Origin of the sequence: Belliella filtrata (assembly GCF_022549775.1) — a bacterium.
Lineage (GTDB): Bacteria > Bacteroidota > Bacteroidia > Cytophagales > Cyclobacteriaceae > Belliella > Belliella filtrata.
In genome coordinates this window covers 1-17,800 of record NZ_JAKZGP010000037.1, presented here as the reverse complement: position 1 = coordinate 17,800, position 17,800 = coordinate 1, and the positions used below count along the sequence as shown (strand labels likewise).

Annotated in this window: 9 protein-coding genes; 7 read left to right on the top strand and 2 right to left on the bottom strand. The window is 38.9% G+C overall.

From position 1 onward, the window contains the following. Positions 1–135: 135 nt before the first annotated feature. Positions 136–1,167, bottom strand: coding sequence for a LacI family DNA-binding transcriptional regulator (locus MM239_RS13585; RefSeq protein WP_241348793.1), 1,032 nt, complete (start codon positions 1,165–1,167; stop codon positions 136–138). Between the two features lie 235 nt (positions 1,168–1,402). Next, positions 1,403–2,002, bottom strand: coding sequence for a hypothetical protein (locus MM239_RS13580; protein ID WP_241348792.1), 600 nt, complete (start codon positions 2,000–2,002; stop codon positions 1,403–1,405). Positions 2,003–2,248: 246 nt separating this feature from the next. Here MM239_RS13580 and MM239_RS13575 point away from each other — a divergent pair, with 246 nt between their 5' ends. From MM239_RS13575 to lysS, 7 genes are all read left to right on the top strand, one after another. Next, positions 2,249–5,908 (top strand): helix-turn-helix domain-containing protein, encoded by a 3,660-nt coding sequence (locus tag MM239_RS13575; protein WP_241348791.1) that lies wholly within the window; start codon positions 2,249–2,251, stop codon positions 5,906–5,908. A 157-nt stretch (positions 5,909–6,065) separates the two neighbouring features. Then, positions 6,066–9,137 carry a SusC/RagA family TonB-linked outer membrane protein gene (locus MM239_RS13570; RefSeq protein WP_241348790.1) on the top strand — a complete coding sequence of 1,024 codons (3,072 nt, stop codon included), beginning with the start codon at positions 6,066–6,068 and terminating at the stop codon, positions 9,135–9,137. A gap of 16 nt (positions 9,138–9,153) precedes the next feature. Beyond that, complete coding sequence (locus MM239_RS13565) at positions 9,154–10,707, top strand: RagB/SusD family nutrient uptake outer membrane protein (RefSeq protein WP_241348789.1); 1,554 nt, start codon at positions 9,154–9,156, stop codon at positions 10,705–10,707. Positions 10,708–10,887: 180 nt separating this feature from the next. Then, the gene (locus tag MM239_RS13560) at positions 10,888–12,729 is read left to right on the top strand and encodes an alkaline phosphatase (protein ID WP_241348788.1); all 1,842 of its coding nucleotides are present in this window, start codon (positions 10,888–10,890) and stop codon (positions 12,727–12,729) included. A gap of 260 nt (positions 12,730–12,989) precedes the next feature. Further along, positions 12,990–14,405: an alkaline phosphatase gene (locus MM239_RS13555; protein ID WP_241348787.1), complete on the top strand. Its 1,416-nt coding sequence runs from the start codon at positions 12,990–12,992 to the stop codon at positions 14,403–14,405. A gap of 255 nt (positions 14,406–14,660) precedes the next feature. Continuing rightward, positions 14,661–15,845: a proline dehydrogenase family protein gene (locus tag MM239_RS13550; protein WP_241348786.1), complete on the top strand. Its 1,185-nt coding sequence runs from the start codon at positions 14,661–14,663 to the stop codon at positions 15,843–15,845. A 58-nt stretch (positions 15,846–15,903) separates the two neighbouring features. Beyond that, the gene (gene lysS / locus MM239_RS13545) at positions 15,904–17,622 is read left to right on the top strand and encodes a lysine--tRNA ligase (protein ID WP_241348785.1); all 1,719 of its coding nucleotides are present in this window, start codon (positions 15,904–15,906) and stop codon (positions 17,620–17,622) included. Positions 17,623–17,800 lie beyond the last annotated feature (178 nt).

Here is a 17,800-nt window from a genome sequence, read left to right as displayed (position 1 = left end):
TTTTAGCTATATTAAAAAACTTAAGGGCTATTTTTTTTCAAAAAAATGATAAAGTGCTGATATTTTGATTTATATGATTTTGGAAAATGAATATTATAATATGGATACGGCTTGAAAAATTATAAAAATTAATGATTAGTTACAATTTTTAGTTGAAGATCTAATGTTCAAAGATACCGGGAGTTCAACTTTTACTGGTTTACGTTGATCTATATCAGTTTCCAAAGTTTGGAACATCAGCTCTATGAGTTGCGTAGCAATTGCGGATTTGGGTTGAACAATACTAGAAATGGATGGCGTGCTAAACTGGAAGAAGTCATTGTCATCAAAGGCCATTACAGCTAAGTCATTCGGGATGATTACCCCTCTATCTTTAAGTAGCTTGATACCTCGAATTGCCAAATAATTGGTAGCAAAAAAGATAGCGTCAAGTTCAGGGTTTTCATCCAAAAAGTTATTTATTAGGTTACTTTCTTCGCCTGACTTGAAAGCATAAAAGGGTATTTTCAGGATTTTTGCGGTCATGCTATGGTTGGCACACAAATCCTGGTAGGCTTCAAGTCGATCGTGCATTTGGGATTGATCAGAGTCCAAGGTGATAAATCCAATCTTGTGAAACCCGCTGTCAATGAGGTGATTCAACCCAAGCTTAGTCCCTTCATAGTTTGCGATCACTACATGGCTACAATCTACCTCTGGCAAGTACCTGTCAAATAAGATGATCGGAGCTTGTTCTTCGCACAATTCTTTAACAAAATTGACATCAAGTCCATTGGGTGGTGTTATGATAAACCCATCTGCTTGCAAGTTGCCAAAAAGGTTGATCATTGACATGGTCTTGTCAGGATCATTATTGGTACTGCAATAGATGATTTTGTAATTTAACTTGGAAGCTTCATCTTCGATCAGCTTGGCAATATTTGCAAAAAATGGATTGGAAATATCCTCTACCATGAAGACGATAAGATTAGATTTACCCGTCCTCAAACTCTTCGCGAGCTGATTGGGTTGATATCCTATTTTTTTTACGTGACGTTTTACTTTTTCGATCATTGCGGGACTGATCCTGTTTTCCTCAGCCTTTCCGTTTAGGACAAATGATATGGTAGTTACAGATATGCCTAAGTCTTCTGCAATTTTCTTAATGGAGTACTTTTTCTTTGCCATGTAAATTTTTTCAGCCCCTAATTTAAAAAGGATATGCTTTAAATCAACCTATCATTCCTTTTGACTTATATTTTCTTTGGAAGTTGAACTTAGTTAAGATGCAATTTTGTCACGTTACTTAATGGTTAAATGATTTTATATCAATATTTTATAATGTTTTTCACCCATGAAGCTATGTATATTTATGGTAGTGGAATTGACAGGTCACATCCATTAGACTTATATTGTAAATCCCTCATTGATCATACTTAGTCACTGAAAGGTGGGCATTTTCAAAACTGCCATTTCTAATTTCAATCTCTTTTCCACCCATGCTTCTGTATTTTCCAGAGAAACTCCCACTGAACTCGTACTTTGTCATTGTCATACCTGCTACTGATTCTGAAGACACTTTGGTGATTTCGGTAATTTCCATTGCAACTTCTTTACCAGTCAAGACTACATCCATTTCATCGACTACATCACTTTGGTAGACCTCTGATTTTTTGACATTGACTTTCCCTGGTGAGAATTCAAAATCCATTAAATTGAATTGAATTTGCAGTTCATTTTGAGTTCCTTGACTTGCCTTTGCATAAAAAATCACTGCAAAATTCCCTTTACTAATTTCTGTACCTCCTTGAACTTCATTTACTGCTACTTCATTTGCTTCATATGTACCTTCTCCCAACTTTAAATTTAGCCTGAAACTTGAGCTTTGTGGAGAATCTATCCTTGATTGTTCCTCTTCTGAAATAAAATCTTCCGAATAGGAATCAACCTTTTTTTCTCCTTGACATGCACTAGCCAAGGAAATGATGCAGATTGCACATGTTTTTAAGATGATTTTTTTCATGGTATTTTTTGGGGTTGGATGAAGCTTCAAAATTAACCAAAAATTGATAATGCTTGATACCTTACTTTGATTTGATAGAGATTTGGTATTTGATGATACTAAAGTAGACTTTTAAGTTTGAGATCAAATCGTTTTTTGAAAGTGGGTAATGATATCTTAATGTTAGCTTAATTTTCAAACCCTGACTTCTCTGTATTTTTGCACATGTATATCAGTAAAATATCATCGAAGGTTTTATTTATTTTTTTGTACTCATTGACTTTTAGTGCATTTTGTCAAAATCTCAAATTTAAAACATATCAGGTTCAGCATGGACTGTCCAACAACTCTGTCAATGTGATGATCAATGATCCTTCAGGAGGCATTTGGATTGGAACTTGGGATGGATTAAATTTTTTTGATGGAAATGATTTTGAAGTATATAATCATCAGCTGGGCAATCCGAATAGCTTAGCGGGAAACTATGTGAACGATATTCAAATCGATAGTGAAAATAACGTTTGGATATGGTCAGATCCTGAAAGTGTGAGTTTGAAAAGTCAGTCGGATAGTTTTGTGAATTTTACATTCAAAAGTCGAATCGCCAGCTTGAGCTTAAACAAACAAGGAGTTGTTTTAGTAAGCTTAATCAATGGTGATAAATTGGAGTTTGTGGGTGATGATTTTCAGCCCTGCACTACATGTCAAGCAAAAGTTTCGTCAGATTTACCATTCCCCTCACCTGTATCTAAGGAACGGCTTCTTTGTAGTTACAAGGACAGATTAGGTAATTTGTGGTGGGGGACGAGGTCTATGGGGTTGTTTTATGCATCACAAGAAATAGAATCAAGAGGATCTTTGCATATCGAACAATATCATGCCGATCCTTATAACATATATGGCCTTAGGAGTAGTGAGGTTACGTGCATACTGGAAGATAGTTTTGATAACGTTTGGCTAGGTATGAAGGATGGTGGGATCGCTAGAGTTCTTAACAATGGGGCTAAAATTGAGCATGTTTTTGCTCATCCTAAAAAACACCCTGAGCTGGTCAATGAGACAGTCAGAGCCATTGCACAGGATCGGAATCAGACACTCTGGATGGGTTACTACGGGGCAGGATTATATTTAAGAAAAGAAGGACAAGGAAAGTTTCAGGCTTTTGATTATCCGAAAAGCCTTCAAGATGAGAACTGGAAAAGAACAAGGGCAATTTATGAAGACAGTGAGGGGACCATATGGGTGGGGACTTACCAAGGTGTATTTACAATCAAAAACGGGAAAGTTGAACAGGTTTTTGATGAAACTAATCAGCCTGGATTTATAAGGAGAAACTATGGCTTTGCAGAGGATCGTGCAAAAAAACAAATTTGGGTAGCCTCTTGGGGTGGTGTATTACTTTTTGACCTAAATTTAAACAAATTTGTTTCCTACGAAGGGCAAGAGGAGTTTTATGGACAGCATGTACGAAGTGTTAATTTCTATAAAGACAAGCTGTATGTAGCTACTGAAAAAAGTGGTGTAATGGTATTAAACCATGGTAAAGTCAGTTATTTTGATTCCAATGATGGATTGTTAGACAATAGTACCTACGCTGTTTTTAAGTATCCTCAAGAAGATGAGGTCTTTATCAGCACTCATGCTGGAATTACAATTTGGAATGAAGTATCAGGTGAAGTTTCTTATATCACGCAATCTGATGGTTTATTAAGTGATTTGGTTTACAGCATTTACGGACATCAGGATCAAGTTTGGTTTCATACTGCCAAAGGTGTTGGATTTATTAATATCCTTGATTTCTCAGTAAGAACTTTTTCCCCTGAGGAAGGATGGCAATCTTCTGAGTTTTCGGAAGGGGCTTCTTTCCAATCGACAAATGGGGTTTTGTATTACGGTGGCGTCAATGGATTGAATTATTTTCATCCAGACCTATTAGACAAGAAACAGATTAATCCCATCTTTCAAATAGTTCAAAGCAATGTAGGCAAAACTGATCACATTGAAGTTTTTGTTAAGGAGATAGGAATTGGAGATTTTTTAAAGGGAAATTATGCTTATAGACTTTTACCTCAACAACCTGATTGGAAAAGCTTTCCCAGTGATGAGTCTTTGATTATAGATAGGTTGAAGGATGGGGAGTATTTTTTGGAGGTAAAGAATCTCAATGATTTTTCTGGGGCAATGGTGTCTAAGGCCTTTCAGATCAAGTCTCCACTTTATACCAAGTGGTATTTTTATGTTTTCCCCACTTTAGTGTTGATGGCGCTAGTTTTACTCGTAAGGCAATATCAGTTCAAGAAGGTGAGGGCCAAACTCGCGAAAAAGGTAGTAGAAAGAACAGCTGTGATTGCTGATCAGACCAAAGCCTTAGAAAAGCAATACAAGGATTTGGATTCTAAGAACAAGGAGATTGAAGCACAGCGATCTAGACTTTTGGAACTTCATAATAGACAGCAAAATATGGATATGGAAAAAAAGGAATTTGTTGAATTTTTGCTTAAAGAAATCAAGCCAAATCTGATTGATTTGAACATGGTGCTTGAAGAAGCTTCGTTTAGAGATTCAAAGGACAAGTCCTTGATTTTAAATTCGCTATCTCCAGTTCTTGCATTTGTACAAGATTTAGAATCAGATAGTTTTATCAATCAACTTGACCCACCTTCTTCTTCCCTGACCTTGTTGCCAGATCTTTTTCAAATTTGGAGTAAAGACTTAGAAAATACCATGATCAAGCATCAGATTAAATATAGTTTTTCAGAAGAATTGTGTTCAGACTGGGTATTACTTGATGTCACTAGATTGAAACTGTTTTTGCAATTCTTATTTAAAGCTCTCGTTCGTTTTTTGGATAGAGATGCTATATTGGAAGTATTTCTTTATACAAGTTTTCAAAAAATTCATCTTCAAATGAAGACGGATAGCCAATCCTTGATAGATGCCTTTTCAGAGTTTGATCAGTTCAATTTGAATTTGCAAGCTGGCCGAAGGATCCTCAAAGAAATAGCAGGAGAGTTAGAGCTTAAACTAAGTAAGGAAGAGGTGCATTTAGCTGTTTATGTACCTTTTGGAGTTCTGCCTGGACAAGAGGATACATTGGAGCAAAGGCATTGGAAGCATTTGGATTTAAGGAGTCAGATTCCAGCGGGGAAAAGTAGCGTGCTAATTTTTGGAAAGAGATACGAATCTGACAGTTTGGTGAAGATGCTTGACCCCAATCAATTCTTTTTGATTACAGAGCATGAGGCAGTGATGGTAGATTCGGCACTGCATGCCATAAAGATCGATGTCTTGGTGATTTATAACGAAAAACTGACAGATAATGTAGCTAAACTTCTTGGTGCGATTCAATCAAAAAAAGAGCAATACGCTATTCCTGTAGTGTATATCTATGAGCACATTTCGCCTTCACTTCAAGAAAAGCTTATGGATATGGGGGTAGGGACATTTGTAAAACTTCCCATGGGGGTTGCCCTAGTTAATAAGACTATCAAAAATTTGATCAAAGAAAAAAAGCAAAAAGATAAGCCTTTCATTATCGATAAGGTTTTGAAAGATGTTGACGAATCTTTACCCTTAAGTCCAAATGAGAAATTAGTCAGAGAAGCATTTGCAAAGATTAGGGCTAGTTTTTCCAATCCAGATTTCAAACTTGAATCTTTGGCTGAAGAAATGAAAGTCTCTAAAATCAAGCTCTATCGGATTTTCAAAGAGATCATTGATAAGAGTCCTTCTGATATTATTATACAACTCCGCATGGAGAAGGCAGAAAAGCTATTGCAGCAGAGCCAAATGAATATTTCGGAGATTAGCTATAGCTGTGGTTTCAATGATCCCAAGCATTTTAGCAAGCTTTTCAAGAAATATCATGGTGTGAGCCCGAAGCGTTATCAGTTGAAATTTACTAGGGGTTTGTTAAACGCTCATTAAGGCTGTATTACGGCATTATTACTGATCAGATAGCCGTGTTTTTTGGTTGTATTTATGCACCAAATTGAAATAAAAGCACACTTTTTTAGCATAAATACTGCACCTTTTTTATGTCCACTGTGACCAATTTGCATTCAAATCAAATAGATGAAATCTTATGAAATTTAAATTTTACTACGTCCTTTTTCTGTGCGTTTTTACAGGATTGGACTTACAAGCACAGCATACACTTCGAGGTATGGTAGTGTCTGATGTTGATCAAGCCCCTTTTGTTGGAGCTACGATCATTGCAAATGGGAATAGCAACCGAGGCACCGTTTCAGCACTTGACGGGACATTTACATTAGATGTACCTGAAGTGACTGGAGAGGTTACTGTTTCATTTATTGGAATGGAAACACAGGTTTTGAGATATAATGTGTCTGATTTTTTGAGAGTGAGTCTATCTGAATCGATGAGTAATTTGGATGAGTTCATGGTTATAGGTTATGGAACTGCCAAAAGAGCTGATTTGACTACTTCAGTGGGACAATTGGAACAGGTAGCGCGTACAGCTGACAGGCCTATATCAAGTGTACAGCAAATGCTTCAAGGACAAATAGCCGGTGTAAGTGTAGTGTCAGGATCAGGTGACCCGGGAAGTACCCCACAAGTGGTAATCAGAGGGGTAGGTACATTTGGCAATGAGTCTCCACTATATGTTGTGGATGGTATGCCATACTATGGTGGTAGAATCAACCCTAACGACATAGAGACGCTGACAGTACTCAAGGACGCAGCTGCAGCAGCTATATACGGAGCGCAGGCTGCTTCTGGTGTGATAGTAATCACGACAAAAAGTGGAAAATCAGGTACCCCAAAGGTAGCATTGGATGTCTATAGGGGTGTCCAGTCTGCCTACAAGACTCCTCAAGCGCTAAATGCAGCTGAATACGCTCAAGCTTATAGAAATGCAGCAGAGCATGCTGGTGCAATAGCTCCAGCAGCCCATGATCCAGCGCAAAATCCTTGGGGTCAAGTGACAAGAACCAACTGGATGGATGAGATTTTCAGAACTGCGGCAGTTTCCAATTTGAACTTACAACTAAGTGGAGGGTCGGAAAAAAGTAGGTATAGCTCTTCTTTTGGCTACCATAAAAAAGAAGGCTTACTACTCAATACTGATTATGAGCTTTTCTCATTTAGGATCAAAGCTGATTATGATATCACTAACAAGCTCAGACTTGGGCATAACGTGTATTTCAACAGAGAGATTTCTAGAGGCACAAACACCGGAAGTAGCTACAGTGGAGCGATCATTAATGCAATATATATGAATCCTGCGGCTCCTGTCTATGATGAGGAAGGAAGATTTCATGGAACAGTTCCATTCGAACTTTCACAGTTTGCAGGAGCATATGGTGATACCTACAATCCAGTATCACTTTTACTTAGACCAAACGTGAACTCACCAAGGCTGAATATGAATGCTATTGCTTTTGGGGAATATGATATTTTGGAGGATTTGACTTTCAGGTCTAGCTTTTCTATCGATTTGTGGTCTTGGACCAACAAGAGTTTTTCTCCAAGAGCTCCAGAGATAGGCAGGCCTAGCAATATGAATTTTCTAAATCAAGGATCAGGAAACAGCAGTCGTTGGATCTGGGATCAGCAGGTGAACTACAACAAATCATTTGGCAGCCATAATTTTGCATTGACAGGAGTGTACACAGCTCAATACAGGCAAGAGGAGTCTTTTAGTTTCCAAGTTCAGGATTTTGACAGAGAAGATGATTGGTTTCAGTATGCAGGTAATGCAGGTGCTATTTTGAATATCCCAAGTAGTGGAGCATTTGAAGATGTGTTGACTTCTGCGATTGGAAGGTTGATGTATGATTATGATGATAGGTATTTTGCCATGGGAAGTATCAGAAGGGATGAGACTTCGCGACTACCCGCTTCTACCAAATCAGATTATTTCTATGCTGCATCGGCCGCCTGGAAGATTTCTTCTGAATCGTTCTTCAATGTACCAGCGATCAACCTATTGAAATTAAGAGGTTCATGGGGACAGATAGGGAATATTTCATCAGTAGGGAATTACGCTTTCAATGTGCCTTTGGCTGCTGGTAATAATGTGATACTTGGTGATCCCGGACTTAGGAATAGACACTTGTCTATCAATGAGATGACCAACCCAAACTTAAGATGGGAGCGCTCAGAGACAATCAATGTTGGCTTGGATGCGACATTATTGTCCAATAAGCTTAATGTGGCACTCGAATATTATGAAAAATATACAAGGGGCTTGATCCAAAGAAATTCTCCAGATCCACACTCTGGTGTGCCTACTGGAGCACTTGCCAATGTAGGTACTGTTGCCAACAAAGGGCTGGAGTTGAGTTTGAGCTATGCAGGTCAAGCTGGTAGATTGAAGTATAATGTTGGAGGAAATATCGCTACGATCAAAAATACCTTGCAAGACTTGGATGAATTTACGGATGATTTTATCCAGCATACTCAAAACTTGAGAAGTATCATCTATCCATTCAGAAGTGAGCCAGGACAGCCATTGTATTCTTATCATTTGATCCCTCATTTGGGTATCTTCCAAAACCAAGCACAGATCGATCAGTACGTCAATGCAGAAGGGGTGAAAATTCAGCCGAATGCTAGACCTGGGGATTTGATTTTCCAAGATGTAAATGGAGATGGAAGAATCAGTGATGCCGACAGGATTTTCATGGGGAATGCCATGCCTGATTTTAACTATGGCATCAATATCAGCTTAGAATACAGGAATTTTGACCTTCAGCTTTTTGGTCAAGGTGTATCAGGAGTGAAATTGTTCAATGGCTACAAGTTCTCTACCTACAATGCAGGTCTCCAAGGTTACAACTTGGATAGGAGAGTGCTAGATGCTTGGACACCAAGTAATCCAAATGCTACTATTCCTGTGCTTTCTACCCAAGATCCAAATGCCAATTTTGGTCAAGCTTCTGATTGGTTTTTGGAGAAAGGTGACTACTTCAGGATCAAAAATCTATCTCTTGGCTACACTGTTCCGGATTTTGTATGGAGAAGCTTGAAGCCAGGTACCAACCTTAGGGTCTATTTAGCCGCAGAAAATCTAATCACATTTACTCCATATTCAGGTTTGGACCCAGAAGTGGGCGCAGGGCCTGTGATCGACAATGGTACTTTCCCTTTACCAAGAACATTTACTGTAGGTCTGAATCTCAATCTTTAATTCAAGTGTAAGAATTATGAAAGTTTTAAAATATTTATCCTTAGCCTTGCTTATCCTAAGCAGTGCTTGTAGTGAAGATTTCACTAATGTAATTCCACAAGGAAGTGTTACTTCTGGTAACTATTGGCAATCAGAAGAGGATGCTATCAATGCTGCCAATGGCCTTTATCAACACTGGGACAATGATCACCTATTTGGAAGAGGAATCATGTATTTCATTGCTGCTTGTGATGATTTTCACCAAGGGAGAACTGATGCAGCAGCAAGTGCGATTCGAAATTTTCAAGCAACAGGACAGGAGGGAAGAATCGCCCAAATTTATCCATTGCTTTATACTGTAATTCAAAGAGCAAACACAGTACTTAGGTATGTACCAAACATGAACATCAATCAGGATGTGAAAAACCGTGTTTTGGGAGAAGCATACTTTGCTCGTGCACACGCATACTTGTGGCTTTCTCCTAGATATGGTGATCACAGAGCAGGTATACCTATCGTCACTGTGGAGAACATGGACGACTTGAAATTCACCAGACCTGCTCATGTAATCGAAAACTACAGGTTGATCGAACAAGATCTCTTGCAAGCAGCAGAATTACTACCCTATTTTACTACTTACAACTCAAGCGATTTAGGCAGGGCTCACAAAGATGCAGCTTATGCTTACTTGGCAAAAAATGCCTTGTACTGGGCTGGTCACGAGAATGGAAAGTGGGCTGATGCAGTCAGGTATGCTGACATGGTGATCAACTCACCAACGGATAGGAGGCTAATCAATACGGGGAACCCTGAAGTTGATTTTGAAAGTGTGTTTTATGTAAACAATAATTTTTCTTCAGAATATGTTTTCTCGACTGTTTCTAGCAAAGAACGTGGTCAGATATTACCAGGCGTGATGCTTGAAAATACTGGGTGGGGATTGTACAACGGCTGGGGCACATTTTCACCTACTTTGGAGCTTTACAATGCTTTTGAGTCTGGTGATGCGCGCAAAAAAGCTACTTTGTTAGCCTTTGGCGATGAGTTTACATTTTTGGGTAATCCAAGAAGGTATTACTCTGGTAACTCTTGGACAGGTATTCAATTCAATAAATACATGCATCCATACAGATTCCCTCAAGATGTGCACTTGAACCCAAACGGTGATTATCCTACTACCGATCTGAATGTTCCTCTAATCAGGTTTGCAGAGATATTGTTGATCAAAGCAGAAGCATTGATCATGCAAGGTCAAAATGGTGATGAACCTATCAATCTGGTAAGGTCTAGGGCAGGATTGGCACCAAAAACTGGAGCTACTTTGTCAGATTTGAAACAAGAGAGAAGGGTAGAGCTTGCTGGTGAATATGCTGACAGACACTTAGATTTGGTAAGATGGGGAGATGCTCAAGCGGCTTATGCCAGACCAGCCACTGGTAGAAACCATGCCAATAAGACCAATCCAGATTCTGGCTTTGAAGTATATCAAACATGGCCAGCAAGAACCTTCAATCCTGCAATACATCATGTGTGGCCAATTCCTCCAAATACCATTTCGGTGTCGGGAATAGCACAAAATGAAGGATGGTAAATTTAATGATAGATTAGTTTAATTGTAAGAGGACAGGCCAAAGCAAAGTCTTTGGTCTGTTTATTTCTACTGTAATCAACCTTGAAACACTATTTAATAACAATCTAAATGCTTTCTCTGATATAATTTAGATTTGACCAGAAAGTTTGGATCAGTTGTTATTTATTTTAAATGTTATATATGTTTGTTGTAAAAAACACTTTAAATCAGGCCTTTTGTTGTTTAGCTTTTCTTTTTGTTTTTGCCAATTCATACGCACAGCGTATAGCTATACATAGCCACAATGATTATCACCAAGCAGTCCCTTTTTGGACAGCATATGCCAATAAAGCTGCGTCAATAGAAGTGGATGTTATTCTGCGAAACGACACTTTGTTTGTCGCTCACGAACAAGAAAGCATTTCAGCTCAATATACTTTTGAAAAGTTGTACCTTGAACGCATCGGACAAGCCAAAGATTTGAATCCAGGACACGAGCCATTTGTGCTTTTGGTGGATATCAAGACGAAAGCTGAGCAGACGCTTGAACATATCATCAAGGCTAGTCAAGCATACGTTGATCTTCTATATAGTGAGCAAAATCCAAAGGGTATCAAATTGGTGATTTCTGGTAATAGGCCTTCAGCAGAAAAGTATTCAGCCTATCCAGAATACATCTTTTTTGATCACCAAAGTATAAAAGACTTGGGAGAAATAGTGCTAGAAAAGGTGGAAATGGTCAGCCTTTCCTTTGAAAATTACTCGGTATGGAATGGTAAGGGTCGGATTATCGAGGAAGAGTTACAGGGGTTAAAAGCTGTGATAAAACAAGTCCACGATGTTGGGAAACCTATTCGTTTTTGGGCTACACCTGATTCAAAGTCCTCTTGGAAGGCATTACATGAATTGGGTGTTGACTTTATCAATACAGATCAGCCTTACGAAGCACAAAAATACTTGAGCACTTTAAAGAACCGATTGGTAATAGCTGAAGGAAGAAGTGAAATTTATACCCCTTCATTTGAAAATGATGGTCTGCATGATCGAGTTGATCAGGTTATTTTACTCATCGGTGATGGTACAGGTTTGGCACAGCTCCATGCAGGTATGGTAGCCAATGGAAATGCATTAAACATTATGAACTTGAAGCATATGGGACTAATTAAAACGCAGGCTTTAGATGATTTTACTACAGATTCTGCAGCAGGAGGCACGGCTTTAGCTACAGGCCGAAAAGCCAACAATAGAGCTATAGGTCAATATGATCAGTTTCCAAAAAGCAATTTGACTACTTCTTTGGCAAGAATGAATTTCAGCAATGGTATCATCTCAACTGACAATGTGACTGGAGCAACTCCAGCAGCATTTTATGCATTTGAGAAGGAAAGAGATAACATCAATGGAATAAGTCTAGATTTAAGCAGAAGTAACATAGACTTATTCATAGCTGGAGGAAAAAATGATTTCCTTCGATATAAAAATGGTGCTTTGGACAGTTTGGAAAAATCAGGATTTCACATGGCATCCTCAATCCAAGAGATTAGCTCCTCAAAGGCAGGAAAATTAGGTTATTTTGCATCTAATCATGGATTACCCTCTGTTTTAAAAGGTAGAAAAGGTTTCTTGTCACAAGCCACCAAACAAGCCCTGAATTACTTGAAGTGCAAAGAGCGGCCATTTTTCTTGATGATAGAGGGAGCTCAAATCGATACCGGTGGCCATCAAAATGATGCACAAAAGGTAGTTGAAGAATTGATAGATTTTGATCAAGCAGTAGCGGAAGCATTGAAATTTGCGGATACATATCCAGGCACATTAGTTATCATCACTGCAGACCATGAGACTGGTGGCTTGACCTTACCACAAGGAAATATTGATCAAGGACAGATTGAGCTTGAGTTTAGCACTGAAGATCATACAGGGATCTTGGTGCCAATTTTTGCTTACGGACCGCATGCAGATCTATTCATGGGAGTGTATGAAAACACAGAGGTTTATCACAAAATCATACAGGTTATCAAAAAGTACCACCAAAAACCTTAACAATTTCCTAAATTCCTTTTTCCAGTTTGAGGTAGATATTTCTGTTTATTGCAAGCTAGTTGCAGGTATTATAGAAATAAGAAGGATGAAGGATGAAATAGTAAGGATGAAATAAGGAGCTAAATGTGTTGTTGATCATTGACTTTTGATTGAGAGCTTGATAGCTTAAACATATTACAGCCTAAGAACTTCGAAATCATGAGAGGTGAATAATTAAAGAAATAATAATAAATCAATTGGATATCTAAGAATTTAAAAAAATGAAAAGACGGGATTTCTTTAGGAATGGATTATTGACTACTGTAGGTTTTGGTGTATTGGGTTCTAGGCCTATTCTTGGAACGCCTTTGACTCATCGTCAACTAGATGGGGTGAAAAATATCATCTTTATGGTGTCAGATGGCATGAGTTCTGGTACCCTAAACATGGCTGATATACTTATGAGAAACAAGCTCGGCCAATCATCCACATGGATATCAATGTATGAATCTGGTGAACTTAAAAGGTCACTAATGGATACAGCTTCAGCCAATTCATTTGTTACAGATTCAGCTGCTGCGGGTTCTTCATGGGGTGGAGGACACAGAGTCAATAATGGGGCTTTGAACATAGGGCCCAATGGAGAAGCGCATAAGCCAATACTTCAAAAATTCAAGGATGCAGGAAAATCAGTGGGTTGTGTCACATCTGTACAAATCACACATGCGACGCCAGCATCTTTTTGTGTAAATCAAAATAGTCGAAATGCCATGCCTGAAATCGCAGTAGACTATCTTAAGCTTAAGTTTGATGTAATGATGGGAGGAGGGCAAGAACTTTTTGATCCATCAAAAAGAGCTGATGGGCGAGATCTTTATGCTGATTTTCAAAAGGATGGATTTCAAGTAGCCAAAACCAAAGCAGAAATGCTTAAAGCTACGGCAGGAAAACCTTTGATGGCTGTCTTTACGGAAGATGGTCTTCCTTATGCTATTGATAGGGAAAATAATGAGGATTTGAAGCGAGATATACCAAGTTTGGCAGAAATGACTGAAAAGACCATTGAGCTTTTGAGCAAGAATCAGAAAGGGTTTGTTATGCAAGTAGAAGGTGGAAAGGTCGACTGGGCAGCTCATGCCAATGATGCAGCAGCTATACTGTATGATCAAGTAGATTTTGATGATGCTGTGCGCGTAGCTGTTGATTTTGCTGCTAAAGACAAAAATACATTGGTAATAGTAACTACAGATCACGGAAATGCAAACCCCGGAATGTTCAACCCAGGGTCAAAGAATGCTAAATTTGAAACCTTGTTTGATGTAAAGTGCTCCAATGAGCATTTACTCAAACAAATCAATGCCAATATGTCTAATGCTCAAATGATAGAGATCATCCAGCATCACCAAAACGTGGCTATCAGTAAAGATGAAGCTGACACGTTGAGAAAAAGCTTTAGTATGGGTGAAGATGGATTATACAATACCAGCAAGCTTCCAATGGAGCTATTTGGTGGCATGCTATCCAAGCATAATGCTGTGAGTTGGGCCAATACAAATCACTCAGGAGATTATGTAGAGCTTGCGGCTTTTGGGCCAGGAAGTGACCGTTTGCCAGGCTTTGTGAAAAACTACGAGTTGCACAATTTCCTTTTGGAAGTGGCAGGAGTAAGCAAAAGGGAGTTTGCTTCAGCTTTGTGATTGATAGATACATTGTATCTTAAAAGCATAAAATGAACCACCTGCCAAGGCCTTCAAAGACATCAGATGTTCTTGAAGGCCTTTTTTTTGAATTAATAGGAGGTTATCAGCCAGTGATTCATTTTGGGATAATTATCATTGATGTTTGGAAAACATTTTTTTAGAAAAATCCTTTTAGAATTATCGCATGAGAGTCCATACAAGGTTTGGAAGACGATGATTCAGAGAGTATATTTGCACCTTCAAACACAGAATATGCCCACAAAAACCAAAATATCTTTGGAGAACTTAGAAGTAGCTTTTGCTTCTAAATCAGATGCAGAATTGAGGAAAATGTATCTCATTTTTGCTACAATGAACAATAATGCCGCCGTGAAAATGGGGATTAAAATGGCGAATTTGGCTTTCAAGATCAATTTTCCGATCAAAGGCTTGATGAAAAAAACCATGTTCGGGCATTTTTGTGGAGGAGAAAATATAGAAGACTGTCAGAAGACAGTTGATGAATTGTCAGCCTTTGGAATAGGGACAATTTTAGATTACTCTGTAGAAGGTAAAGGTAATGAAGTAAGCTTTGAAGCTACCAAAAAGGAGCTTTTGAGAACTATAAAGAGATCAGCAGGTGATCAAGCAATTCCATTTGCTGTATTCAAAGTGACAGGCTTGGGGAGTTACGAAGTGATGACCAAAGTTCAAGCAGGAAAGCAGCTTAGCAAGGAGGAGCAATTGGCATTTGAAAAGCTTAAATCCAGAGTAGATGAATTGTGTAAAGCTGCATATGAAGCCAATACGAAGATTTTGGTAGATGCAGAGGAATCGTGGTTTCAGGATGTGATAGATGAACTTACCTACCAAGCCATGGAAAAGTACAACAAAAAATCTTGTATAGTCTACAATACCTATCAGATGTATAGGCATGATATGTTGGAGAGGTTGAAAAATGCGCATCAAGTTGCCAAAGAAAAAGGCTATCAGCTTGGTGCAAAACTGGTAAGAGGAGCATACATGGAAAAAGAAAGGGCAAGAGCAAAACAGAAAGGTTATCCAAGTCCCATTCAGCCTGATAAAGCCTCATCTGATAGAGATTTTGATGCTGCACTTGTCTATTGTTTGGAGAATTTGGGGGAGATCCATTTGGTAGCGGGGTCACACAATGAGCAAAGCAATATCTTGCTTGGCAACTTGATGGAAGCACATCAGGTAAGTCACAATGATACAAGCGTATATTTTGCGCAACTTTACGGAATGAGTGACAACATTTCATTTAATCTAGCTGATCAAGGATTCAATGTGATGAAATATGTACCTTACGGCCCAGTGGAGAAAGTGATGCCATATTTGGGTAGGAGGGCAGAAGAAAATACCGCAGTAGCAGGTCAGAGCTCCAGAGAGTTTGAACTTATCAAGAAGGAAATTGCCAGAAGAAGAAATCTTAAATAAGAGCGAATTATATACACAGATTTTGAAGTACTTAGTCAAAGTCAATAAATAAACTACAATGCAACTACTTAGTGAACAGGAAATAGAGAGAAGAAAAGACAGGGAGGAATTGATCAAATTAGGAATAGATCCTTATCCAGCTGAGTCTTTTCCGATCAATGTGACCGCAGCAGATATTCATAAGAATTACCAAAACAACAAAACCGATTACAAGGACCTAAGCATAGCTGGTAGATTGATGAGTAGAAGGATCATGGGTTCAGCTTCTTTTGCTGAAATTCAGGATGCTACAGGTCGTCTGCAGATTTATGTTAGAAGAGATGATATCTGTGAGGGAGAAGACAAGACTTATTACAATACTGTATTCAAAAAGCTATTAGGGATAGGGGATTTTATAGGAGTCAAAGGTTACGTTTTTACGACACAGACTGGTGAGATTTCTTTTCATGTTACCGAATTGAAAGTGCTATCTAAATCAGTCAAACCACTTCCAGTAGTCAAAAGAGACGAAGAAGGTAATGTGTATGATGGATTTACAGATCCAGAGTTGAGGTACAGACAGCGCTATGTTGACTTGACAGTGAATCCAGAGGTGAAGCAAGTATTTGTCACCAGATCCAGAATCATCTCTAACATGAGGAGGTTTTTTGATGATAATGGCTGGTTGGAAGTGGAGACGCCAATATTGCAAGCAGTGCATGGAGGCGCAGCAGCTAGACCATTTGAGACGCATCACAATACCTTGGACATGCCACTTTTCTTAAGGATAGCCAATGAGCTTTACTTGAAGCGGTTGATTGTTGGTGGATTTGAAGGAGTGTATGAGTTTGGGAAGATGTTCAGAAATGAAGGGATGGACAGAACCCACAATCCAGAGTTTACTTCAATGGAAATCTATGTCGCCTACAAAGATTATGTGTGGATGATGAAGATGGTTGAGGATTTGTTGGAGAAAGTAACGCATGCCATACATGGGACAACCAAAGTGATGGTTGGCGATCGTGAGATAGATTTTGCAGGTCCTTATAGAAAGATTAGCATGTATGATTCTATCAAAGAATATACAGGTATTGATGTTTCAGAAATGGATGAGCAGGGTTTGAGAGCAGTATGTAAAGACCTAGGTATCGAAACAGACCAGAGCATGGGCAAAGGGAAATTGATCGATGAGATATTTGGAGCGAAAGTAGAAGCTCACCTGGTTCAGCCTACATACATCACCGATTACCCTATCGAAATGACTCCTTTGGCCAAGAAGCATAGAAGCAAAGCTGGGTTAGTAGAGCGATTTGAGCTATTTGTAAATGGAAAAGAGATTGCAAACGCATATTCTGAACTCAATGATCCAATAGATCAGCGTGAAAGATTTGAAGATCAGCTTAAGTTGGCAGCGCGAGGAGATGATGAAGCTATGGCCATGGATGAAGATTTTTTGAGGTCATTGGAGTACGGAATGCCACCTACAGCTGGGCTTGGTATCGGTATTGATAGATTGACCATGATGCTCACCAACAAGACCACGATTCAAGAGGTACTATTCTTCCCTCAGATGCGTCCTGAGAAGAAAGTGAAAATTGCGACTGATGAGGACTTTATGGCTTTGGGAATACCTCAAGGACTGATCCCCGCATTGAGAGATTTGAATATTCATACCCTTGAGCAACTCAAAGAGCAAGATGTCAACAAACTCTTCAACGATGTGTGTGGAAGAAGGAAAAAACTTAAGCTTGATGCAAGTAATCCAACCAAAGAAGAAGTAGAATCTTGGTTGGCATAACAAGACTTATTAACCATAACAAAAACCAAGGCTTCGGTCTTGGTTTTTTTAATGTGTGCCGTGCATGGTAACTAACTAGGTGGTGAAAGTCCACTGTGGGGGTTTGTAATCGCCAACCACTAGCCAATAGCAAGGGTGTCCATTGTGAGATGGAATCTGAAGGAAGCTGGCGGCAAAA

Coding starts and splice junctions, on each gene's coding strand:
- MM239_RS13585 (WP_241348793.1), bottom strand. CDS start 1,167: ATGGCAAAGAAAAAGTACTCCATTAAGAAAATTGCAGAAGACTTAGGC.
- MM239_RS13580 (WP_241348792.1), bottom strand. CDS start 2,002: ATGAAAAAAATCATCTTAAAAACATGTGCAATCTGCATCATTTCCTTG.
- MM239_RS13570 (WP_241348790.1), top strand. CDS start 6,066: ATGAAATTTAAATTTTACTACGTCCTTTTTCTGTGCGTTTTTACAGGA.
- MM239_RS13565 (WP_241348789.1), top strand. CDS start 9,154: ATGAAAGTTTTAAAATATTTATCCTTAGCCTTGCTTATCCTAAGCAGT.
- MM239_RS13560 (WP_241348788.1), top strand. CDS start 10,888: ATGTTTGTTGTAAAAAACACTTTAAATCAGGCCTTTTGTTGTTTAGCT.
- MM239_RS13555 (WP_241348787.1), top strand. CDS start 12,990: ATGAAAAGACGGGATTTCTTTAGGAATGGATTATTGACTACTGTAGGT.
- MM239_RS13550 (WP_241348786.1), top strand. CDS start 14,661: ATGCCCACAAAAACCAAAATATCTTTGGAGAACTTAGAAGTAGCTTTT.
- lysS (WP_241348785.1), top strand. CDS start 15,904: ATGCAACTACTTAGTGAACAGGAAATAGAGAGAAGAAAAGACAGGGAG.